This is a genomic window from Pedobacter sp. Bi126 (genome assembly GCF_918698245.1).
Classification (GTDB): Bacteria; Bacteroidota; Bacteroidia; order Sphingobacteriales; family Sphingobacteriaceae; genus Pedobacter.
The window spans coordinates 101428-125153 of sequence record NZ_CAKKMS010000008.1 but is presented as its reverse complement, the minus strand read 5'-3'; the positions used below and the strand labels follow the sequence as shown (position 1 = coordinate 125153).

The following is a 23726-nucleotide window of genomic DNA, read 5'->3' as shown; positions in this document are numbered from 1 at the left end:
TAAACTAGGTTCTATATATGATTATTTTAAATAATTTCAACATGGAACAATCGTATGCTATCGGAATTGATGTAGGTGGATCTTCACTCAAATGTGGAGTAGTAAACCAAAAAGGCAAAATTTTATATTCCATTATTGTATCGCTAAAGAATGCAAAAACTCAGGGTGCAATTATTGCAGTTATTGTGGAAGCGATCAATACCTGTGCTAAAAAATTTAAAAACCCTATTCTGGGGGTAGGTATAGGTTTTCCGGGGACTATTTATAACAACAAGATTATTGCCGGTGCCGACAATTTACCCGGGTTTAAGCAATTGGCTTTAGGCGAAATTCTGCAAGAAGTAACACGTTATAATATTGTAATGGATAATGATGCCAATTTAATGGGGTTAGGAGAGATGACTTACGGGGCGGCCAAAGATTGTAGCGATGTGGTTTTTCTTACCGTTGGCACGGGAGTTGGAGGCGCCGTGATGATTGATAACAAGCTTTATGGAGGATTTAGAAATAGAGGTACAGAGTTAGGGCATATTGTTGTACAACATCGTGGGGTTGCATGTGCCTGCGGGGGTCGCGGTTGTTTAGAAGCTTATGCGTCGGTATCTGCCCTGCTTAACCATTATCAGTCTATCAACCCTAATTCACCAGAAGAGATTGATGGTAAATATATGGTAGAAAAATACCTAGCTAGAGAAGAATATGCCGTTGAAGCTATGGAATCGCATTTCGATTACCTGGCTACGGGCATTATTAGTTTTATAAATGTGTTTAGTCCGCAAAAAATTGTAATTGGTGGCGGCATAAGCGAATCAGGTGCCTTCTATGTCCGGGAGATAGAAAGAAGAATAAAAACATTAGCGGTCCCTATTACACCTGGAAATGAATTGGTAGTTGCGGCCAAGCTGGGCAACAAGGCTGGTTTGTTAGGCTGTGCAGCAAATGTTTTCCAAAAGTTTAAGGCATTTGATTATGCAACGGAATAATTTTTCAGAAAAAATAGCACTAGTTCGAATGCTTTTCAGCGGATCAGTAGGAAACTAAAAATATTGAATTTAAGAAAAAAGGATATTCTAAAAAATAGAATATTCTTTTTTCTTAAAAATGTATTATGGGCCTATAAAAAAAAGAAGGCGAAAAGCTACCCTTAATACCATAAGTTTATGTTTTTAAACAGTTTATATCGCCTGTACCTTTAAAACCACGCTGGTTCTGTAAGCATTGGCTTCTGGATTAAAACCTACCTTCATTAAAAAGTCGCCAGAGTAAACTTTAGTGCTGTCAATTGGCGATTTAGCACCAGGGTACAGATTAATTTCTTCTATTTTATACTTTTTGGTGGGATCCAATCCTTTTAGTTTAATCGGTAATATTACACCATTGGTGAAAAGGGTGGCCACATAATAATTAAAAACGATAGCCTGGTCTTTTGCTTCGTTTACGTAGGCAATTGAAGCTATTTTATTTTCATAAGGATCCTGCAAACGGTACTGCTGGCCATGCCAGATAATATCTTTAAAGTTATTATAGGTTTTAACGGCATTCTGACTAAAAAGTAAATCATTTTTACTGAGCTCATTTACACGTACATCATAACCGAGTTTTCCCATCATGGCCACATCTGTTTTAAATTTAATAGGCTGTTTACCCATGTCGGTAATGTGGTTATCTACAGCAATAGAAGGGAAATAATACGAATATTCCCACTGAATAAAGATGCGGTCGTAGGGATTGGTATTATCGCTAGGCCAAAATTCGGTGAAATGTTGTAGTGCAGCATAATCTACTCTCGAACCACCTCCGGCACACAGCATCATTGGTGTTTTAGGGTATTTTTTTCTAATCCGCTCCAATACGCTATTTAATCCCCTGATATATTCAAGATAAAAATGATCCTGATTTTTTAAAGTAGGAGAGTTGGCGTTGTATATTAAGGAGTTACAATCCCATTTAATGAAAGCAACTTCTGGCACTTCCTTAAAAATATCGTCAACGGTTTTGTAAATAAAATCCTGAACCTTGCGGTTGGTTAAATCCAACACCAACTGGTTGCGCATGTAATATTCTTTTCTTTCAGGCTGTCTGATAATCCAATCGGGATGGTTTTCGTATAACTCACTTTTAGGATTCACCATTTCGGGCTCGATCCAGATACCAAATTTTACACCGCTTGCTGTGGCTTCTTTACCTAATGAACTGATTCCATTTTTTAGCTTTTGCTTGTTATACTGCCAATCTCCCAGGCCAGAAGTAGAACCGTTACGTGGGTATTTGTTGCCGAACCAACCATCGTCCAATAAAAAAACATCAACCCCTAGCTTTTTGGTATCTTTTGTTAATTCGTTTAATTTTTCATCATTAAAATCGAAATAAGTAGTCTCCCAGTTGTTTAAGATGGTAGATCTTTCGCCTTTTCCATCTAATATTTGATAGTTTCTGGCCCAATCATGTAAATTTCTGCTGGCTAAACCTTTTCCTGCCGATGAATAGGTATAAATAAAGCGGGGAGTAATGAAGTTTTCGCCAGCCTTTAAAGTATAGTTCGAAGAAAAATTATTAATCCCGGCCGTTATCCTGAGGTAATACTCATCAAAAGTTTCAAAATCTAACTTAAAGTTCCCTGTCCATGCTAACGATCCGGCAATTACTTCGCCCGTATCCTCAGTTGCAGGCTGATCTATCGAAACCATAAACGAAGAAGAATGAAGCAGGTTTGTTCTGGTTCCTAGTTTAGAATCGATGGTTTTTATGCCATGCAGCAATTGCTGTTCTTCCGATCGCATTTCGCGTGTAGCACCACTATATTGGTTTTTAAGGAAGAATTTTTTTCCACTCAGGGTAAGATTTGCCGAAGCATATTTGTTTAATACTATTGTGCCTTTTTCTTTATGTTCAATTTCGGCCCATTGCTCAATTACATTTTCATTAAAATAGGCCAGGTATTTTAAAGTAACCTGAAAGTTGTATTTTAAGTCTTTAAGAATAATACTGGTTAATTTTCTGTTCTGATCCAGCTGTTCAGTTTTTACATCCGAAAATGTTAATACAGTAGATTTGTTTCCATCAGCATGGGTTACGGTTAATGCCGGTTCTAATAAATTAAGCGAGCCGGAAGCAATGTAAGCTTCACGTTTATTTAAAAGGTCATCAGAGCCGGGTTTGTATTTATCTAATGCTTGTATACTTGGGTATTCGCTTGCATTATCTAATTTTTTGCCCAGGTATGTCGATAATAAAGTGTTATCACGATCTGTTTCTAAAATCAGTACATTGTTTTTTGTAGCAATTTCTATCGTTTTTTGCGCTAAGCTGTTTAAGCCGATTGTCATTGAGAGTAAAAAAAAAGTAGTTTTTCTTTTCATTATTTATTCAGGAAATTTTGAGTAGTATATGGTGTTTGTATCTTTTATATTTGGTTTTGTAAAATCGAGGCTAGTTTTTAGAATAAGCAAATCAACTTTTAAGCGCTAAGATGTATTAACAATTATAAATACCATAATTGCTATCATTCAGGCTATTAGTGCCAACTCAAAATACTATTGCTTATCAACTACAAGCTAATAAGCGCAAATTAGAATTTTCCGGAGTTAATAAATGTGCTGTTTATATCAGATTATAATCTTTTTTTAACAAGAAATAACCTGGTCGCGGGAGATTATAGTGCTAAATTTAATCATTTCTAAATCTAATTGTAAAATAAACAAGGCATTATTATTGTTAAGGGGAGATCAGCGTTGTTTTTAAAAAATTAGCGTAATTTTATAATCATAAAAAAAATAGTACAATTTTCAGCTTTAAACATTTTCAAGAAATGCATTTCCATCGTCATAATAAATTACCGCAACCCCGAATACACTCATGAACTATAAAAAATTGCAGGAAGATGTAGAAAAGCACGTTGGCGATTACTTCCATACCCATAACGATCCACGCTTGGTTTATCATAACCTGGAACATACACAAGAAGTGGTAAATGCTGCACAGCAAATTGCCAATCATTATCAGCTTAATGAACAGGATTTTTTCTCTGTAACTGTTGCGGCCTATTTTCACGATACGGGATATTTTGAAGATGCACTAAACCACGAAGCAAAAGGAGCAGAACTGGCTGATAATTTTTTAGCGAAACATCAGGTCAGTCAAGAAATCCGTGACCATGTTAAAAGTGCAATATTGGCCACTAAAATTCCTCAGAACCCTAAAAATGAAATTGATAAAATCATTTGCGATGCAGATCTGTTCCATTTAGGTTTGCCCGATTTCCGCGCAAAGGGGAAATTGATGCACAAGGAAAATGAACTGATCTATAAAAAAGATATCAGTAAGCTTGATTGGCGTAAAAAAGATATCCAGTTTATGGAATCGCATCACTACCATACCGATTATGCCAACCTGTTGCTGAGCGATCAGAAACAGAAGAATATCAACAAACTGAAAAGTAAATTAACACCGCAGGAAGAAATTAGCACCGAATTGGCAGAACCCGTAAACTTTGCCCCTGTCATCGAGAAAGAGAAAGAGAAAGATAAAAAGAAAAAGGATAAAGACGATCGGCCGGATAAAGGGATCGAAACGATGTTTAGGATTACCTCAGCCAATAACCAACGCCTGAGTGACATGGCCGATAACAAGGCTCATATCCTGATCACCGTAAATTCGATCATGCTTTCCCTGATCGTGAGTTTATTGTTAAGGCGATTGGAAGACCATGGCAACCTGATTATTCCCACATTTATTTTGTTAATAGTGAGTTTAACCTGTGTGGTGGTTTCCATTTTATCAACCCGTCCGGCTATCCCTAAGGGAGAATTCACTCAGGAAGATATGGATAATAAAAAGGTAAACTTATTGTTTTTTGGTAACTTTTATAAAATGAGCCTACCCAGTTATACCGATGGTATGATTAAGGTGATGAACGATAAAGACTTTTTATATGGTACCTTGATCACCGATGTATACTCACAAGGTGTAGTTTTGGGCAGAAAGTATAAACTGATCCGCCTGGCTTACAATATTTTCATGTTTGGTTTAATTGCAGCAGTATTTGCATTTGTAATTGCTTACGCAGCTTACGGTAAACTTTAATGGAACAGATAGTTGAAACCTCTTTTTTTAATAGAGATTTAAGCTGGTTAAAGTTTAACGAGCGTATTTTAATGGAAGCCGAGCGAAGTACTGTTCCACTTTTAGAACGCATTAAGTTTTTGTCGATATTCTCTTCCAACCTTGATGAGTTTTATCGTGTAAGAATGCCCGTGTTACTCGCTTTAGAGAAATTGAGCAATAAGGAAGATAATGATATCCAGATTGACGATAATTTGCTCAATACGGCCAATTTGCTTATTTCAGAACAGCAGCAGCGTTACGGTAAGGTACTTAAATCAGACCTTATTCCCTTGCTTAAAGAGAATAAGATAAACTTAATTTATGGACAACCATTCCCTGCAGAAATTCAGAAAAATATAACCCGATATTTTTTGAGTCAGGTAATGGCCTTTTTGCAGCCTGTTTACATTAATGCTGATACCAACTTCTTTCCCTCAAATAATGAACTGTACTTTCTGATTACGCTAAAAAAGAAAGAAGATGCTGAAGTTGTTATTTTAAATATTCCTTCCAACCAGTTACCCCGTTTTTATAAGGTAGAATCAGGTGATGAAACCTTTATTGTTTTTCTGGATGATATCGTGCGTTTTCATTTAGACCGTATTTTTCCGGAAGCTGAAGTTACAGGATGTTATAGCTTCAAAATTACCAGAGATGCCGAAATTGATTTGAAAGATGAATATTCGGGCAGTTTATCCGAACAATTGGAGAAGCAGTTGCTCAAACGCGATTCGGGCTTGGCTACACGTTTTCTTCACCAGCCAGGCATACCGGCCAACGTTTTCGAATTGCTCAAAAAGCTTTTCAATTTAAAAAAAGCCAATAGGATGGAAGGCGGACAATACCATAACCTGAAAGATTTTATGGGTTTTCCAATTAATTCGCCAAAATTATCCAACCAAAACTGGCCAAAAATCTGCAATACCGACCTCATAGATGGATCTTTAACCGAGGCCATTTATAAAAACGATATTATAGTGCATACACCTTACCAGAGTTACGATAGTGTATTGCGTTTTTTTAACGAAGCGGCTATTGATGCTGAGGTTCGGGAAATCTATGTTACGCTTTATCGTGTAGCCAGCGATTCGAAAATTGTTAACGCTTTAATCAGCGCTGCAAAAAACGGTAAAAAAGTAACTGTTTTGGTAGAGCTTAAAGCCCGTTTTGATGAGGCCAACAACATCAAATGGGCCAAGAAAATGAAGGAGGTTGGCGTTGATATTATTTACAGTGTAACCGCTTTAAAAGTTCATGCCAAAGTAGCTTTGGTAAAACGCCAGACAGGTGACCGCATGCGTTATTCTGGTTTGTTTTCTACCGGAAACTTTAATGAAAGCACAGCAGCTTTTTATACCGATCATATTTTAATGACGGCCAATAAAGAAATGCTGCGCGAGGTAGAACTGCTTTTTATCTTTCTGGCAAAAAGGGTTAAACCTACTTCTGCGGACCTGATTAAATTTAATCATTTATTGGTAGCACAGTTTAATTTACAGCAAGTTTTTCTTGACTTGATAGATCGCGAAATTGAACATGCCAAACAAGGCAAACCATCGGGTATTACCATTAAAATGAATAATCTCGAAGAAAAAGTATTGATCAACAAACTTTACGAGGCTTCGCAGGCAGGGGTAAAGATCGAACTGATTGTCCGGAGTATTTGTCGCTTAATTCCAGGCGTAACAGGAATGAGCGAAAATATTAAGGTTACCCGTATTGTAGATCGTTATTTAGAGCACGGACGTGTTTTTATTTTTCATAATCTAGGCAAAAACGATGTATACCTAGGCTCTGCCGATTGGATGAACCGTAATATCTATCGAAGAATTGAAGTTTGCTTTCCGATTCATAACGAGCAGATTAAGCAAGAAATGATAGATATTATCGAAATCCAAAAACAAGATAACGTACAGGCGGTTTGTATAGATGAAAACATGAACAATATTCCTGTTAAAGGTAGTGGGGCTCTTGTCGAGTCTCAATACGATATTTATCAATTATTAAAAAATAAATAGTGCCGTGGTCTGTGTCCTCACCGTACGATCGTTATTTCGACTGGAGTGCAACGGAATGGAGAAATCTATAGAAAATGATCTTTGATAGATCTCTCCTCCAAATGAGTTCCTTTGTAACGCTACGGTCGAGATGACGGCTATGCTGTTGAGATAACGATTAATAAATAAACAAGCATTAAATTTTACCCTTATGAAATACAATAAAACTTTCCTCGCCTCTAGCTTGCTAATTTCAGTTGCCTTTTTGGGCATTTCGTGCGTAAATGGTAATCGCGATGATAAAAAAGGTGATTCTACGGAAACCGTTTCCAATGGTGGAGCAGAAAAATCAAACCTTCCTTACGATTTAGCCAATCCTGTAAAATATAACATGCCGCAAAATTTATTCGAAATTTCCGGAATTGTATTTCATAATGGTGATCCTAAAGAAGTATTTGCAATTCAGGATGAAGATGGAGATTTGTTTCATCTGGGTTTAACCGATAAAGAATCGAAATTTACCAAATTTGGTGGCAAAGGCGATTATGAAGATCTGGCTATCTTAAATAACACTGTAATTGTGTTAAAAAGTAATGGCGAACTGCATAGCTTTCCCATTAGCGAGATCAATAAACCTGAAGTTGCAGATGTGGTTAAAACCAAAGACCTGGTTCCCAAAGCCGAATATGAAGGCTTGGCCGCAGACGAAAAAACGGGCCTAGTGTATGTATTAACTAAAGAAATTAAGAAAAATAAAAGCGATCAGACGGATATTTATGCCTTTAAATATGCTGATGGTAAATTTACCGAAAGTGGAACTTTTGCCTTGTCTTATAAAGAAATAGCTGACCTATCAGGCGAAGCCAAAATTAAGTTCCGTCCTTCTGCTTTGGCTAAAAACCCATCAACTAACGAGTGGTATGTGCTTTCATCAATGAATAAACTATTGGTTGTTACTGATGCAAACTTTAAAATTAAAGCAACATATCCGCTAAAAGGAGATTTTTTTAATCAACCAGAAGGTATTGCATTTGATCGCGATCAGAACCTTTACATCTCTAACGAAGGTGGTACATTATCGGCAGGAAACATTTTAATGTTTAAATTGAAAAAGTAAATCCTGTTTTCATTTGGCGACCGTCATCCTGAACTTGTTTCAGGATCTTTCCTGCTATATAGATGCTGAAATAAATTCAGCATGACGGTGCAATGGGAAAAATCCTCAAGAAATAAAATAAATTTTAAAATACCTATCTTTATACAAACGCTGAGTCTATGATTAAAAGATTTACCCTTTTTACCATCTTATTTTTAATCAACTTCATTGCCCTTGCGCAGGATGATGTGAAATATCGTGTAATTCTTTTTGGCGATGCTGGCGAAATGAACCCTGCGCAGATGCAGGATTTAAAAAATGCTGCCAAACAAATACTTCCCAAAAAAACAACCGTTGTATATTTGGGTGATAATATTTATCCAACAGGGATGGGCCTGCCAGGTAGCGTTGAAGAGGAAGAAACCAAGAAAATCCTCCGTTCCCAATTCGAGCCTATGCGTAAAATGGGTGCTGCGGTTTATTTTGTTCCCGGCAACCACGATTGGGATAAATCTGGCCCCAAAGGTTTAGCCAAAATCAAAGCGCAGGATGATTTCCTTAAAGCACAGAACGATCCATTACTGAGGCTAATACCAGAAAACGGATGCCCTGATCCTGTGGCCATTAAATTAACCGATAAATTAACCATCATTGCTTACGATAGTGAATGGTGGGTTTTTCCATACAATAAATCAAACCCTAACGGCGAATGCGAATGCCGTACCAAAGATGAGGTTTTAGTGAAAATGGAACAGTTACTCGAAGAGAACAAAGACAAGGTTATTCTTTTAGCCTCACATCATCCATTTCAGAGTTACGGCCCACATGGCGGTTATTTCAATTTGAGGAACCACATTTTTCCGCTCACCTCGCTGGATAAAAATCTATATATCCCATTGCCTGTTTTGGGCTCTATTTACCCGATGTTGCGTTCCACTTTATTAAGTCCTGAAGATTTAAATCACCCTGCTTATAAGGATATGATTAAATCAGTAACAGGTGTATTTGGCGATTATCCAAATGTAACCTATGTAGCGGGGCATGAGCATGGTTTACAGTTGATTAAAGGCAAACAATTGCAGGTTATAAGCGGTTCGGGTTCAAAGGTGTCGCCAAATAAAGAGGGTAAAACTTCTTTGTTTCACGAAATGCAGCAGGGCTACGTGGTTGCCGATCAGTTGAAAAACAATGATATGCGCTACGAATATTACATTTATTCGGATACGAGCGTTAAAAGAGTTTACAGTTACATTAAAAAGTTCGAAACCATCCCTAAAATAATAAGGAATAGAGATAAACCGATTACCGCTGATAGTATTTTTGTACGTATTAAGCCCGAATATGATAGCGTTGGGCGTTTTCATCGTACTATTTTTGGCGAAAATTACCGTAAAGAATATGCTGCAAAAACAAAGGTTCCTGTGTTACGGGTTTCTCAAATGATGGGTGGTTTAAAAGCGACTCAGCGCGGTGGAGGCAATCAATCGCGTTCTCTACGATTAGAAGATAAAAACGGTAAAGAATATGTATTGCGTAGTGTGGAGAAATACCCTGAAGTACTTTTGCCTGCCGCACTGCGCGAAACTTTTGCTAAAGATGTTATAAAGGATAACATGTCGGCGCAGCATCCCTTTTCGGCACTGGTAGTTCCCGAACTTGCTAAGGCTGGCGGTATTGCGCATAGCAACCCGATTATTGGCTGGGTTTCTCCTGATGATAATCTTGGAGAGTTTGAATCTGCATTTGCCAATACTTTGTGTTTGTTCGAAGAAAGAGAACCCACAGGAGAATCAGACAGTTCTCCGAAAATGGATAAAAAACTAACCGAAGATAACGACAATAGATTAGACGGGCCTGCCTGGGTAAAAGCCAGGGCGTTTGATGTGTTATTGGGCGATTGGGACAGACATGAAGACCAATGGCGCTGGAAAGAAACCAAAACTAAAGATGGTTCGCTTTATTCGCCGGTACCAAGAGATCGCGATCAGGTATTTTTCAGATCTGACGGCCTTTTACAGCGATACACACAATCTTCGTCATTATTACCCATGATGCAGGGTTATGAACGTGGTATAAAAAATATCAATTGGTTTTTATGGGAAGGAAGAGAAATCAGCAGCCGCTGGACCGCTAATATTGATGAAGAAGAGTTTGATAAAATTGTGAAAGATTTCTGCGCAAACTATAACGATGCCGTTTTCGAAAAAGCACTAAAAAAACTCCCTGAACCAAGTTATTCATTACATCACGATGCCTTTTTAGCACAGATGCGTAACCGGATAGCCACTTTGCCAAAGTTAATGAACCAATATTATCATTTCTTTAACCGCATTGTAGATATCGAAGTAAGCAATAAAAATGAACTGATTCAGATTACCGATGCTGAAAACGATGGGTTACGCGTTAAAATCAATAAAATTTCTAAAGAAGGTAATATCAAAGATGAACTCTTCGATCGGAAATTCGATCCCAAAGTAACCAAAGAAATCAGGGTGTACATGCACAATGGTAATGACAGCTTGATTCTAAACAATAAAAATTCAAATATTAAATTGCGGATTATCGGGGGCAAGGGCGCTAAAGTTTACAATTTTGCAAACAGCAACGGATCTGTAAAGTTATACGGTAGAACCGATAAAGCAACTTACAATGGAGAGGATGCCAATAAAATAAGGAAAATTATTTCTAATGATACCTCGAACTTCAGTTACATACCAAAAGATATGTACCGCCGGAGTTCGTGGTTGTTAAATGCAGGTTACAATCAAGATGATGGCCTTTTATTGGGTTTGATCTACAAACAAACTAATCCTGGTTTCAGAAAACAGCCTTATGGCAATTCGCAGACTATTTCTTTTTTACATTCATTCTCTACAAAAGCTTTTAGGTTTAACTATAAAGGCGAATGGCTAAAAGCTTTAGGTAAGGGCGATTTTGTTTTAAAAGCCGATGCTTTTGCACCAAATAACACACAAAATTTCTTTGGCTTGGGCAACGAAACACCTTTCAATGATGGAGACAACATTAGGTACTACCGCGCACGTTTCAACCTTTATCAGGTTGATGCTTCAATCAGGTGGCGCCGCCCGAAATCTACCTTTAGCGTTGGCCCGTCATATCAATATTATAAATATAATCAGGAAGATAACGATGGCCGTTTTATCGAAAATCCATCACGCTTACATTCATCTGATTCAATAACGGTACGAAACGAAAAGATGTTTGCAGGTGCATTTGTAAATTTCACCAACAATACCCGCGATAATGATTTGTTACCAACCTTGGGCAGTTATGTTGATTTTAAAATTTTGGGTTATAAAGGCGTTAACAGATATTCAAATTCTTACGGACAGTTTACGGCCAGTATAGCCTTGTACAAAAACCTTGATGGCAGGAAAAACTTCATTCTGGCAGATCGTTTTGGCGGAGGGGTAACCATTGGTAAACCAGCTTTTTATCAGGCTTTATATCTGGGCGGGCAAGGTAATCTCTTAGGTTACCGCCAGTTTAGGTTTGCCGGCGAACATACTTTTTATAACAACTTGGAGCTTAGGGCCAAACTTGGCGACCTGGTTAGTTATGTTTTACCCGGACAAGTTGGCCTGCTTGGTTTTTATGATGTAGGGCGGGTTTGGAAACGTGACGAAACTTCTACATTATGGCACCACGGTGTAGGAGGGGGCGTTTACTTCGCTCCGGCATCACTTACAGTTGTGCGTTTTGTGATGGGACACTCGTCTGATGGCTGGTATCCATACGTATCGCTTAATTTTAGGTACTAAATTTGTGTAACATATTAATAGATGTAATATCCAAGTATTACGTTCAGCAGACGAACATTGCTTTAACGAGTATGTATCTTTGCAATGAATTAATAATTAAATAGATAACTATAAAATTTACACTATAGCAAAACTTATACAATGAATACCAATGTAATACAACTACATAAAAACGAATGTATACATTGCCAGGTAGAATCATCTCTGTCTTTCCGCCCACTTGTGGAATATTTAAAAGGCAGATTGAAAACAGAAAAATCGGTAAAATCTGAATTTTACAGGTTTTTACTTCAAAAAATTGAAAAAGACGATGTGCTGCTTGGCAACATCAGTGCAGAAGATTTATCCCAATATAAAGATACCTTAGAATTAATTTTTACAATCCTAACCCCTTTAATGGATAATGAAGATGATTTGTTTTGGGCTTTAAGTACGCCAATTCCAGATCAGATTTTCTTTAGCACCAATGCATTCTATAAATTTTTTAAGGATCATGATCCTAAAAATAAGGTAACGAAAGACAACGAGCCTATTGAGAAAAAACAACTAAAGTTTATCTACAATGTTATTTTAGGCCGTTTTTATAACTTTACTTCAGTGCTGAAAAATGAGATCATTTATGCTCATATTAATCAGGAAACAAAACTGACACAATACTACAATATCCAAACCGATACGAAGTTTGTAGATATTATGCATAAGGGCGATTTACCTGAACTTAATTTTGAAGAACTGGGCAAGCATTTTCAAGACGAAACCGAACTGGAATACCTGGTAAAGCACCTGCCTTTACAAGATTTTCACTTTGAAGGATTCAGCATCATCTCAATAACAGATGTGACCTTGCAACATGCTATAGATGGTATCCGCGATGCGCTTGTTAATCACAATTATCAAACCGAAGCCTATACACATGTAATCCATGCCTTAAAAACCCTTAGTGGAAACGGAAAACTCGAATTTGGTTTAATGCCTTTTTTAACCGTTAACAATAAGTTGGTTTTCGATAACCAGGAGTTTTCACAAAGTATGCTGATTAATTCGGCAAAATCATCCAATCTGGAAGAAGAAGTTTTCTATTCGTTGGTTGATAAGTATAAAGAAAACCCAAGGGCCATTTTTGTAAGCTCAATTAACGACGATCAGATCGATAAAGATCCTTTTTTGAGGGTTTTAAAAGCTGCCGGTGTTTGTTCTTACTCCGTACTGCCTGTTTACTACAATACGCAGTTGGCTGGTGTTTTAGAAGTTTATTCTAGCGAGGAAGTATTGGTTGATGATAAACTTTTATCGAGGTTACGTCCGGCGATGCCTTTAATCGGTCAGCTTTTCCAATACAGTATCGAAGAATTTGATGCTAAAATGGACGAAGTGTTGATGGATAAGTTTACCGCCTTGCAACCATCGGTACAATGGAAGTTTAACGAAGCTGTTTGGCATTTTCTTCAGCAGAATAACAGTTACCATAAATTAAAGGAAATCGAAACGATCACCTTTAAACATATGTATCCGCTGTTTGGCGCGATTGATATCCGTAATTCTACCATAGAGCGGAATAAAGCTTTAAAAGATGATATGGAAGTACAGTTAAACAGTTTAATTGATACTTTAAAGGCTATCCGCAAGCATGTTTCTCTAGAACTTACCGATAAACTATTGTTCAATTGTAAAGATTGGATTAAACGCATCGGCGATTTTGCTTCATCAAACGAAGAAAATAAACTGAACGAGTTTTTAGAAATCGAAGTTTACCCTTTCTTATCAATTATAAAAGGAAACTACCCGATAACAGCTGAGTTTGTAGATCGTTATTTCGAAGTTATTGTTCCGGAAACCGGTGCTGCATTTGCAAATCGCAGGCAGTTGGAAATTTCGATGCAGCTGATCAATACCGAAGTGAGTCAGTACCTGGAGAAATCGCAGGCTAATTTACAGGCTTCGTACCCTTGTTATTTTGCCAAATTCAGGACTGATGGCGTGGAGTACGATATTTACATCGGACAGGAAATTGCACCAGATCGCCCATTTGATTTGTTGTATCTCAAAAATATTCGTTTATGGCAGTTAACTTCAATGGTCGATATCGCGCGTTTATCGAAAGGATTAATTGGTGAAATGCCCCGTGCATTAGAAACCACACAGCTGATCTTTATCCACTCTAATGCAATTGATATTAGCTTTAGGAACGATGAACGCCGTTTTGATGTAGAAGGTGCTTACAACATCCGTTACGAAGTAGTTAAAAAACGTATCGATAAAGTATTGGTTAAAGGTACAACCGAACGTTTAACACAGCCCCATAAAATCGCAATGGTTTATTTCAATCCTGAAGAAGCCAAAGAATATATGGAGTACATTAAATATATGCAGGTTCAAGGCTATTTAAACGACGATTTAGAGCAGCTTGAACTAGATGAACTTCAAGGTGTTTCTGGGTTAAAAGCTTTAAGGGTAGGCGTAAAATATCTGGAAAGTAAAGTAGCAGGTAAAACAGATGCTGCTAAAAAACTTAAACCTAAAGAGATCAAATCCATCGAGAAGGAAATTGCGAAAGTGTTACAGCACTAAAACTACAGGTCAGCGACGCTACAAGTTAAAGGCAGTATCATATTGATTCCATTCGAACTTGTCACGTTGAGCTTTCGAAACGCCTTGCGGAGCATTTAAACAGGTCCTTCGACAGGTTCTCCGTAGGAGTCCTTTGGACAGGATGGCAACCTATATTTATGATAAAGCCTCCTTAGAAGTTTGTACTATATTATGTTTAATAACAAAAGGCTTTCTGATCAGATCAGAAAGCCTTATTTCATTTGTGTGTTTTATATTATTTGATTGCAGCAATTTCTTTTTCAATTGCAAAAGTTTCTACAGAGCTGACGTTCGTTTTTAAAGCAGCAAATCTATCGATGGTTAATTTTTGTGATTTACCCATAACCAAAGTATGTTGATCAGTTGAACCACTTAATTTTAAATCTGCATTATCGGCAATTACAGTGTACAAACCCTCTGAGCTGGTATTGATTTCGGCATGTGCATTTCCTTTTAAAAAGATCTGAAGATATTTAGTTTTTAGTTTTCCTTCAGTTTTAACAATTGCATTTTCTGATGCTTCTATTCTGTAAAAATCGTTTACATAAACAGTTAGTTTTGCTTTTTCAGTACTGGTTGAAGTGATTTTTAAATTATCACCATCCTGCATCACTTTTGCTGTTCCTGTATTATCATCAGTATAAGAAATGCCTGGGTTACTCCGCTGGATAATGGTTACTTCTACATTTCCTTTTACAGAAATTCTTTTAAAAGCTGATATTTTTAAAATTGCATCCGGCTCTTTTTCTGTTGCAGAAACGCTTGTAGTAAACAGAGCTGATGATAGAACGATTGCGGTTAATGAAGTGGCGATTAGGGTTTTGATTGAGGTTTTCATAATATTTTTATTTAATAATTAAATGTTAATTAATTGTTATTTAAATGTTTAAGTCTTTTTTGTTATAGTTTTGATGATAAGACGCAGTGAAATGAAAAACGTTGCAGGCAATGTTGCGTTTTTATACAATCGATAGTTAATACTCGACGAACAGGCATTAATTCAAGACGAAAACTTGAAACTTTTACCAAGCATTTGTAAAATATTTTAAGATCTTTTATTGATCTAGTCTTTTTCTTTATATTTAATGAGAATTTTAGTCTGTTTATTTATGAAGAAAAAGGTTGTGCTTGTTCAGGATAATAAAGATATCCTTGATATAATGGACCATGTATTGGAAGAGGAGGGATTTGATGTTACGGCATCATTGACAACCGAGCCTATAGATAAAATAGATGAAATTGAACCTGATGTAGTGATTGTAGATGATCACATTAAGGGAAAAAAGAGAGGATCACAGGTGATTAAAGAACTTAAATCTGACCCTGAAACAGAAGATGTATCGGCTGTGTTAACTTCTACATCAAATAATTTACCTCAGCAGGCAGAAGAATGCAAAGCCGATGACTATATCGAAAAACCGTTTGATCTCGATCATATGGTTGAAGTAGTGAAGAAAAACAGCTAGATTTTCTTATACAATCGAACAGTCGTCATTTCGACTGGAGTGCAACGGAATGGAGAAATCATTAAAATTATTTTATAACAACTATCAGATTTCTCGGCTACGCTCGAAATGACGGATTTTTCTTGAGGGATCACTTCCTCTACAGCATCATAGATAAAATCTTAATGTTCTTAATTTCTTAATGGTCAGTATTGATCACGCAATGAGGAACCAATATTCAAATAACTTATAGATTATTCCTCTGCGCTGTAGAAATGATGTGTTTACACATTGATATTAGGCTTAAATGTATCTGTTTTAACCGTTGCTTTTAATTCATGTAATATCGTATACAGCCCAAAATTAGTCCGGTTAACATAAATAAAATGTTTTACGCCGCGGGCCTGTTTAAATTCTGGCATTTTAGAAATTTTTTCGCCATAGACATACAGTTGCTCAAAAAAATCAGGTTTACTAAAATCGAAAAATTTACTGGTATAGGGTTTGGCAAACAGACTGATCATCTCCCTATACGATTTATGGTAAAACTCAATCTGCTCAGGAGAATCGTCGGCATGGATCATATCCAGTTTTCTAAATGCATCTATCGTTTTATTTTTATCATTAATTACATCAGTAGAAATTAAGGCGAAAAACGGGTAATAGAAATCATCAGGCATTTCTTTAATACAGCCAAAATCTATTACGCCAAGGTTTTCATCAGGCGTAATCATAAAATTTCCAGGATGTGGATCTGCATGCACAGCCCTTAGCTCATGCTGTTGGAAATTATAGAAATCCCACAGCGCCTGTCCGATTTTATTACGTAATTCCTGAGAAGGATTCGTTTGTAAAAATTCTTTTAAATGCAAACCATCAATCCAGTCCATGGTAATGATCCGCTTTCCTGATAATTCTGGATAGTACTTTGGAAATACAACATGATCGAGGTTTTTACAGGCTTCTGAAAATTCGATAGAACGTTTAACTTCCAGTTCGTAATCTGTTTCTTCGAGCAAACGTTCTTCAACTTCTTTAATATAGATATTCAATTCTCTTTCCGACATGCCCAATAAACGGAAAGCGAAAGGTTTTACCAGTTTCAGATCAGAAGAAATACTGTCTCCAACACCAGGGTATTGAATTTTAATGGCGAGTTTTTTACCATTAAGCATCGCTTGATGCACCTGTCCAATAGAAGCTGCATTGCTGGAGCTTAAGTTAAAACTATCGAAAATATTTTCAGGTGTTTTACCGAAATTTTTGGTGAAAGTTCTAACAATTAACGGACCTGAAAGGGGTGGAGCATTGTATTGAGATTGGGTAAATTTATCAACGTAAGATTTAGGCAGGATATTCTTATCCATACTTAACATCTGTGCGATTTTTAAGGCACTGCCCTTTAATTCGCTCAGCGATTTATAGATGTCGGTTGCATTGTCCTCGTTAAGCTGTTCTCGGTCCATTTCAGGGTTAAACAGTTTTTTCGAATAATGTTTAATGTAATTGCCCCCGATCTGAATACCTGTTTTAACAAATTTTGCCGAACGTTCTACCTTTGTTGTTGGAATACTTTTTTGTGTCTTCATCTGGTATTTAAAACCTCATCTTTTCTGCAAACTTCCCATTCCTGGTTAAAAACTTCCCGTATTCCAATAAATTATCAATTGGCGAATGCTGAAAAAGATCGAAAGTTACATTAATGCCTTTTTCGATGGCCTCATCGCTTTTTTCGAAACCTTCACTATCATCGTTGATCCAAAAATTAACAATAAATGCAAACTGGATCCATAAGGCATCTTTGTATCTTTTACTTAGAAAGCGGCGCTCGGCAAGCTCCCCGCTATCTAAACCTTCTTCAATAATTTCTTGTGCAAAGTTTTCGAAAATAGGTTTTACGCCAGCAAGTACATCAGGAGTGGAAAATTTACCACGGTGATTCTTTAAGCTGTAAATTACAAAACTGCGTTCGTTCTTCAGGTTTTCGAGGTAACTGTAAAAGAAAGAAAGCATTTTTTCCCTAGCTGTGTACTGGGGCCAAACTTCCTGCTCTTTAATTTTGTTAATGGTTTCGAAAGTAAGTTCGAACCAGATTGTTTTTTCAATGCTTTCAAAAGAAGAGAAAAACTGATAAAAATCGGCTTCCGCAATTTTAAGCTTTTTCACAAAAACATAAACCGATTTTGGTTTTTCATTGTTTGTTAAAACATAATCTAAATATGCTTTTCTAATTTGCTGAGCAGTTGCCATATACCTGTTTTTTACAAGTATAACGTTTAATTTATTGGCTTGTTTTTATAGTTGGTTTTTTGTTGATCATGAAATTGTAATAATAGCTTTCAAAATATTTGAAAGTTGGTTTTTGACTAATTATTTTAGTTTTTTCCAAATTATATTGTTGATATTTTTTTATTAAAAAACTAAAATAATTAGTATTTTTGTTTTTAATTATTCCTTATAACTAAATAAAGCAAGATGATCCAGGTAAACGATTTTTTATATGGCAAAATGGAACTGCCAATGGTATTTTCTGATCTGTTAAATACCGATGCTTTAAAAAGGTTAGGCGGAATTCATCAAAGCGGTGCTATATTTTTGGTCAATCCAGATATCTGCCATTCGCGGTTGGAGCATGCCATAGGAGTTACCATGTTGATCAGGATGCTTGGTGGTTCGGAACTGGAACAAATTGCGGGGTTGCTACACGATATTTCGCATACCGCTTTTTCTCATGTGGGCGATTATGTTTTCGACAATACAGATGAAGACTATCATGAAAAGGTTTTCGCTGAAGTTTTATGCAGATCGGAAGTGCCTGATGTGCTGTTGAATTATGGATACAATGTTAACCAGATTCTGTATGGTACGTTTGATATTTTAGAACAGCCACTGCCAGGGCTCTGTGCCGATCGTTTGGACTACACTTTGCGTGACGGTATTCATGGTGGGGTAATTTCCCGTCAGCGTGCCCGCGAGTTTTTGACTTCCATTGTGTTGAAGGATGGGAAAATAGCGGTGAATGCAGAAACTGAGGTGGCTTGGATTAATGAAGCTTTTGAAAAACTGAATAATGACGTGTTTAAACTACCGCTTCACCTTTACGCCAACGGCAAAATGGCCGAATTAATTAAGAAATTTCTGAATAAAGGGGTGTTGGTTGAAAGTGATATGTTTAAAACAGATACCATGTTGCTAAACAAAATCAGAACTTCTTATGAAGGATATGAAGCCATTAAATCAATCAAACAGTTAAAAGGTTTCGCCGAATTTATGCGTCATGGAGCGGTGCCAAAGATAAAAACAAGAACTTTGAATGCTTTGTTGGTGTAACAGTAGGCAGTTGATGTTAAGGGGATGGCGGCAAGCATTAGTATCTTTAGTTCCGTCTTCCTGTCCCGAATATTTGGGGTCAGAATCTTCTTGCGCACATAAAGAACTAATGAACAATGAACAAATTAACCGATAAAACTATTCGTATATTGTGAAAAATATAAAGATATGTCTGCAATAGAAATTATTTTAATAGGAGTGGTTATTCTGCTTATTTTTGGTGGCAAAAAATTACCTGAATTGATGAGGGGAATAGGGAGAAGTGTGAAAGAATTTAAAGATGCCAAAGACGAACCTCCGGTTAAATAATTGCAACAAACAAAACTTTCTGTTAGTGGCGCTGTTTTAACTAAAATAAACGCCAACATGGAAAATCAAAAACAAGATCTGGCTAAATCAAAATCCGATTTTACAGCAAAAAATGCAAAACATCCGGTTAAAGGAATAAATGATTGGAATGACCGATTAGATGAAAACCTGGAGCCTGAAGAGCATAACGATAATGCTGCAGACGAAAAAGCCAAAGATTTCTCCGCAAAATACGGTAGCGGTGATCAGTCAGATCAGGGTAGTAACTGAATTTTTATCATTTAGCCACTTTTAATAGTGGCTTTTTGGTTTTATCTTATTAATTCTTCTCATAAGAATTATACATTTATGTAAAACTTTTTTACACCACTGCCGTGGTTTATTACACGAAAGGTGATTTTTTCCGCTTAAATTGTTAAAATTCTACCAATTGTTTTTTCTTGTGATTTGATTAATAGTATATTGCATATCTAATCAAACAAACATGTATAACGTTTTCAAATTAAACTGATAGGTAATGAGCAGGCATTGGTTATTGGTTTTGCTTATCTTGCTTTTTGCAACATCTTTATCTTTTGCTCAAAACACATCAAATAAGGGAAAAGATTTTTATGTTCCTTATGCCGGCCATATCGATGGGGATAGGTCAAGGTTAACCTTATTTTTATCTGCAGATCAGGCTACTGAATATAAAGTTTATGTCGGTAATACTTTAATTTCTCCGGCAGGCGCTACAGTACCTGCCAATACCTGTTTACCATTTGTGATCAATCCAAATGATTATGCAGTATTAATGAGTAGCTCCAATTTAATAGAATCCAATAAAGCCATTCACGTGGTTACCACTAAAGCAATATCATTGTATAGCATTATTTCTAATAATGCCCGTACGGGAGGTACTTTAGTATTGCCTACCAATACTTTAGGACAAGAATATTATGCTTTTAGCTATGAAAACCATGGAAATCAACAAGGCTTTTCACAATTTACAATTGTGGCGACGGTTGATAATACAGATGTCGAAATTACCCCTAAACAAAACGAGAGATATGGGGGAAGGGCGGCAAATACGACATTTACCATTAAGTTGGATAGTGGGGATGTTTATCAATATCAATCAGTTGGTGATTTAACAGGAAGCCACATTAAAGCCTTAAACTGTAATCCTGTAGCCGTATTTACAGGTAATACCTGGGCAGCATTTTGCAATGAAGGTAATAGCCGCAATCCGGGTGGTGGCGATAACCTGTATCAGCAGGTTTTTCCAGTTTCTGCATGGGGAAAAAATTTTGTAACTGCACCTTTTTATAATACACTTCATGGTAATACCGATATTGTGAGGATAATTGTAGCTGACGATAATACTATATTAACCGTTAATGGGAGTACTACTAGCGCCAATGGAACCCCGCTTTCTAATCCATATAATAAGGGAGTGGTAGTTACCTTTTTCTCTACTTCAGCAAATGTAATTTCTGGTTCTAAACCAATTGCTGTGGCACAATACCAGACTTCTCAAACTTGTAATCTAAACAATGGCAGCAATACCAACCAATATCAATTTCCGGGTGACCCTGAAATAACGGTGCTTAATCCTGTAGAGCAGACACTAAATAATATTACGGTTTTCTCGGATTTGGGATCAGTAGGAGTGCCTACCCAGATCTTGAAATACTACCTGAATGTAATTATTAAAACAGCAGATATAGCTTCGTTCAGACTGGATGGGAATCCGGTGAATAATTTTATAGCTATTGATAACACTTTTAGTTATGCTGTAATTGATGTAACCAATACGCAGCCCCAGCACAGATTATCTGCAGCAGGTGGTTTTTCGGCGATTTCATACGGTTATGGGCCGGTAGAATCTTATGCGTACTTAGCTGGTGCAAATATTCAGAACTTTACTTTTCAGCCTACCAGTATGGTTACGGGACAACCCATTAGCAGCGGTTGTTTAGGGGAGCCCATCAGTTTAACTATAAACTTGCCCTATCAGGCCATTAAAATAGATTGGGTGATTGAGGGAGCGGCAAACTTTACGGATGATAATCCGGTGGCAATAAAGACCTTTACGAGGCCAAATGATAATAATACGTATTACACTTATAAGTATCCTAACGACCTGAATTATCCCAATCCTGGCGATTATCAGTTTAAAGTAATTGCCACTAAGCCCAACGCAGATAATTGTGGTAATACAGAAGAATTGATCATTGATTTTTCAGTTGATAATCAACCTACAGCGGCATTCGAATTACCAGCCACTGGTTGCCAATCCAATGGTGTTCAATTTACCGACACAAGTGCATCCAATTCAAATTCGAGGAGCATTACACAATGGTTATGGGATTTTGGTGACGAAAAAACATCTACTGAACAGAACCCTATTCATGTTTACGATCGCCCAGGTGCTTATAATGTAGTTTTAACCGCTACAACAGATTCGAAATGTTCAGGAACATCTTCCGCATTTCCAATCGTGATTAATCCTCAGCCTGTATCCGATTTTGATGTGAAAGGTTTATGTGTAGGCAGACCGATAATTTTAACCGAAAAATCAACGATTGAAAGCCCCGGAACTATTGTGAAGTGGACCTGGGATTTTGGGGATGGAAGTACGCCTTCTACTGAACAGCACCCCATCCATCAATACGGTGCTATTGGTTCTTATACCATTACACTAACGACAGAAAGTGATAAAGGATGTGTAAGTTTAGTGAAAAGTAAAATTGTAACCGTAATTGATCCACAATCTGCTGATTTCGAACTTCCTGATTTTTGTTTAGCCGATGGCGTGGCCAGATTTAAAAATACCTCCAAGAATGCAGACGGAAGTACAACCGGTTTAACTTTTGTATGGCAATACATGGATAATAACAATAATGTAATAGCCACTACAACGGGTGTCGATGGTGCTTTTACGCCGACAGCCACAGGAAATTATAATGTAACGCTGATTGTGAAGAACCCGGATGGTTGCGAAAGCTTTAGGCCAAAACAGTTTACCGTTAACGGTGATGTTAAAACAGCAGATTTTGAAATTATTAACGACCATAGCTGTGTGAGCGAGGATATCATGATCAAAAATATGTCTACTGTATTTACAGGCAACATTACAAAAATCGAGATTTACAGAGATTTTGGTAGGGAAACTTCCATTTATAAAACAATCCCTTATCCGGATAATAACGAAGTTTTTGTTCTTAAGTACGACAGTTTTGGTGGCACCGCAGATCGTACATTCAACATCAGGCTTGTGGCTTATTCAGGAGAAAATTGTTCTAAATTTTCGGATAAAACACTTATCTTAAAACCAGTACCACAATTGGTGTTTGATGATATGGCTCCGGTTTGCGAGGCCGATGGCACCGTTTTAATTACACAGGCAAAACAGAAAGCTGAAGAAGAGGTGACCGGAGGTGATGGCAAATATTCTGGAGATGGCATAAAGGAAGATGGTACTTTTAATCCGAAAATTGCAGGGCTTGGGCCGCATACCATCACTTATACATTTACGGGGAGTAATGGTTGTCCTAGTTCCATTGCCAATACAATTGAGGTATATAAATCTCCTGTGGCCAATGCAGGTACATTAATTTATATCCTGGCAGGCGGACAGATCGAGATCCCCGCCACTGCAGAAGGTACTAATTTGAAATATAATTGGTCGCCTGCAACAGGTTTGAATAAAACGGATGTATTAAATCCAATTGCATCACCAGATAACGATACTGAGTATACGCTTACAGCAACCACACAGCCTGACGGATGCGCCACAACATCGACGGTATTGGTAAAAGTTTTGCAAGTATTAAATCCACCTAATACCTTTACGCCAAATGGCGATAATGTAAACGATACCTGGATCATTAAATATTTAGACTCTTATCCAAATGCTACCGTCGAAATTTTTAACAGAAATGGAAACAGGGTATTTTTTAGCACTGGATATAAAATTCCTTTTGATGGGAATTACCGAAATGAACCGCTTCCGGTAGGTGTTTATTATTATATTATCAACCCGCGTAACGGACGAAAAACAATAACTGGCCCGCTCACTATAATCAGATAA

General features: G+C 37.1%; 15 protein-coding genes. 11 read left to right on the top strand and 4 right to left on the bottom strand.

Annotation, left to right across the window (positions count from 1 at the left end; translation table 11 throughout):
- The first annotated feature begins 41 nt into the window (after window positions 1-41).
- A complete protein-coding gene (locus LQ201_RS23320; RefSeq protein WP_230146075.1) occupies window positions 42-983 on the top strand; it encodes an ROK family protein in 942 nt (313 codons plus the stop codon).
- A 192-nt stretch (window positions 984-1175) separates the two neighbouring features.
- Here LQ201_RS23320 and LQ201_RS23315 read toward each other — a convergent pair whose 3' ends face one another.
- The gene (locus tag LQ201_RS23315) at window positions 1176-3359 is read right to left on the bottom strand and encodes an alpha-galactosidase (protein WP_230146074.1); all 2184 of its coding nucleotides are present in this window, start codon (window positions 3357-3359) and stop codon (window positions 1176-1178) included.
- 496 nt (window positions 3360-3855) lie between these two features.
- Here LQ201_RS23315 and LQ201_RS23310 point away from each other — a divergent pair, with 496 nt between their 5' ends.
- The 5 genes from LQ201_RS23310 (at window position 3856) to LQ201_RS23290 (ending at window position 14546) form a co-directional block, all read left to right on the top strand.
- Window positions 3856-5082 (top strand): Pycsar system effector family protein, encoded by a 1227-nt coding sequence (locus LQ201_RS23310; protein WP_230146073.1) that lies wholly within the window; start codon window positions 3856-3858, stop codon window positions 5080-5082.
- Entirely contained in the window at window positions 5082-7121 is a 2040-nt protein-coding gene (gene ppk1 / locus LQ201_RS23305) for a polyphosphate kinase 1 (protein WP_230146072.1), read from the top strand. Before LQ201_RS23310 ends, ppk1 begins: the two co-directional genes overlap by 1 nt.
- Window positions 7122-7311: 190 nt before the next feature.
- The gene (locus LQ201_RS23300) at window positions 7312-8217 is read left to right on the top strand and encodes an SdiA-regulated domain-containing protein (RefSeq protein ID WP_230146071.1); all 906 of its coding nucleotides are present in this window, start codon (window positions 7312-7314) and stop codon (window positions 8215-8217) included.
- A gap of 158 nt (window positions 8218-8375) precedes the next feature.
- Window positions 8376-11978, top strand: coding sequence for a BamA/TamA family outer membrane protein (locus LQ201_RS23295; protein ID WP_230146070.1), 3603 nt, complete (start codon window positions 8376-8378; stop codon window positions 11976-11978).
- Window positions 11979-12119: 141 nt separating this feature from the next.
- Window positions 12120-14546, top strand: a complete 2427-nt coding sequence (locus tag LQ201_RS23290) for a GAF domain-containing protein (protein WP_215128405.1) — start codon at window positions 12120-12122, stop codon at window positions 14544-14546.
- Window positions 14547-14802: 256 nt separating this feature from the next.
- Here the strand turns inward: LQ201_RS23290 and LQ201_RS23285 are convergent, their stop codons facing one another.
- The gene (locus LQ201_RS23285; RefSeq protein ID WP_230146069.1) at window positions 14803-15405 is read right to left on the bottom strand and encodes a GIN domain-containing protein; all 603 of its coding nucleotides are present in this window, start codon (window positions 15403-15405) and stop codon (window positions 14803-14805) included.
- 271 nt (window positions 15406-15676) lie between these two features.
- On the opposite strand from LQ201_RS23285, the gene LQ201_RS23280 reads away from it, so the two are divergent.
- Window positions 15677-16033: a two-component system response regulator gene (locus LQ201_RS23280; RefSeq protein WP_230146068.1), complete on the top strand. Its 357-nt coding sequence runs from the start codon at window positions 15677-15679 to the stop codon at window positions 16031-16033.
- 263 nt (window positions 16034-16296) lie between these two features.
- Here LQ201_RS23280 and LQ201_RS23275 read toward each other — a convergent pair whose 3' ends face one another.
- Both LQ201_RS23275 and LQ201_RS23270 read right to left on the bottom strand, forming a co-directional pair.
- A complete protein-coding gene (locus LQ201_RS23275; RefSeq protein WP_230146067.1) occupies window positions 16297-17601 on the bottom strand; it encodes an AarF/ABC1/UbiB kinase family protein in 1305 nt (434 codons plus the stop codon).
- Window positions 17602-17608: 7 nt separating this feature from the next.
- Entirely contained in the window at window positions 17609-18262 is a 654-nt protein-coding gene (locus LQ201_RS23270; RefSeq protein WP_230146066.1) for a TetR family transcriptional regulator C-terminal domain-containing protein, read from the bottom strand.
- A 225-nt stretch (window positions 18263-18487) separates the two neighbouring features.
- Here LQ201_RS23270 and LQ201_RS23265 point away from each other — a divergent pair, with 225 nt between their 5' ends.
- The 4 genes from LQ201_RS23265 to LQ201_RS23250 all read left to right on the top strand — a co-directional run bounded on the left by LQ201_RS23265 (window position 18488) and on the right by LQ201_RS23250 (window position 23726).
- Window positions 18488-19342 (top strand): HD domain-containing protein, encoded by an 855-nt coding sequence (locus LQ201_RS23265; protein ID WP_230146065.1) that lies wholly within the window; start codon window positions 18488-18490, stop codon window positions 19340-19342.
- Between the two features lie 168 nt (window positions 19343-19510).
- Window positions 19511-19651 carry a twin-arginine translocase TatA/TatE family subunit gene (locus LQ201_RS23260; protein ID WP_083505447.1) on the top strand — a complete coding sequence of 47 codons (141 nt, stop codon included), beginning with the start codon at window positions 19511-19513 and terminating at the stop codon, window positions 19649-19651.
- 57 nt (window positions 19652-19708) lie between these two features.
- Window positions 19709-19921 carry a hypothetical protein gene (locus tag LQ201_RS23255; RefSeq protein ID WP_230146064.1) on the top strand — a complete coding sequence of 71 codons (213 nt, stop codon included), beginning with the start codon at window positions 19709-19711 and terminating at the stop codon, window positions 19919-19921.
- Between the two features lie 247 nt (window positions 19922-20168).
- Complete coding sequence (locus LQ201_RS23250) at window positions 20169-23726, top strand: PKD domain-containing protein (protein ID WP_230146063.1); 3558 nt, start codon at window positions 20169-20171, stop codon at window positions 23724-23726.

Bases quoted from the DNA above. Each gene is read 5' to 3' on its own strand.
- LQ201_RS23290 (WP_215128405.1), top strand. From the start codon at position 12,120: ATGAATACCAATGTAATACAACTACATAAAAACGAATGTATACATTGC.
- LQ201_RS23265 (WP_230146065.1), top strand. From the start codon at position 18,488: ATGATCCAGGTAAACGATTTTTTATATGGCAAAATGGAACTGCCAATG.
- ppk1 (WP_230146072.1), top strand. From the start codon at position 5,082: ATGGAACAGATAGTTGAAACCTCTTTTTTTAATAGAGATTTAAGCTGG.
- LQ201_RS23260 (WP_083505447.1), top strand. From the start codon at position 19,511: ATGTCTGCAATAGAAATTATTTTAATAGGAGTGGTTATTCTGCTTATT.
- LQ201_RS23295 (WP_230146070.1), top strand. From the start codon at position 8,376: ATGATTAAAAGATTTACCCTTTTTACCATCTTATTTTTAATCAACTTC.
- LQ201_RS23300 (WP_230146071.1), top strand. From the start codon at position 7,312: ATGAAATACAATAAAACTTTCCTCGCCTCTAGCTTGCTAATTTCAGTT.
- LQ201_RS23285 (WP_230146069.1), bottom strand. From the start codon at position 15,405: ATGAAAACCTCAATCAAAACCCTAATCGCCACTTCATTAACCGCAATC.
- LQ201_RS23280 (WP_230146068.1), top strand. From the start codon at position 15,677: ATGAAGAAAAAGGTTGTGCTTGTTCAGGATAATAAAGATATCCTTGAT.
- LQ201_RS23315 (WP_230146074.1), bottom strand. From the start codon at position 3,359: ATGAAAAGAAAAACTACTTTTTTTTTACTCTCAATGACAATCGGCTTA.
- LQ201_RS23320 (WP_230146075.1), top strand. From the start codon at position 42: ATGGAACAATCGTATGCTATCGGAATTGATGTAGGTGGATCTTCACTC.
- LQ201_RS23270 (WP_230146066.1), bottom strand. From the start codon at position 18,262: ATGGCAACTGCTCAGCAAATTAGAAAAGCATATTTAGATTATGTTTTA.
- LQ201_RS23310 (WP_230146073.1), top strand. From the start codon at position 3,856: ATGAACTATAAAAAATTGCAGGAAGATGTAGAAAAGCACGTTGGCGAT.
- LQ201_RS23250 (WP_230146063.1), top strand. From the start codon at position 20,169: ATGAGCAGGCATTGGTTATTGGTTTTGCTTATCTTGCTTTTTGCAACA.
- LQ201_RS23255 (WP_230146064.1), top strand. From the start codon at position 19,709: ATGGAAAATCAAAAACAAGATCTGGCTAAATCAAAATCCGATTTTACA.
- LQ201_RS23275 (WP_230146067.1), bottom strand. From the start codon at position 17,601: ATGAAGACACAAAAAAGTATTCCAACAACAAAGGTAGAACGTTCGGCA.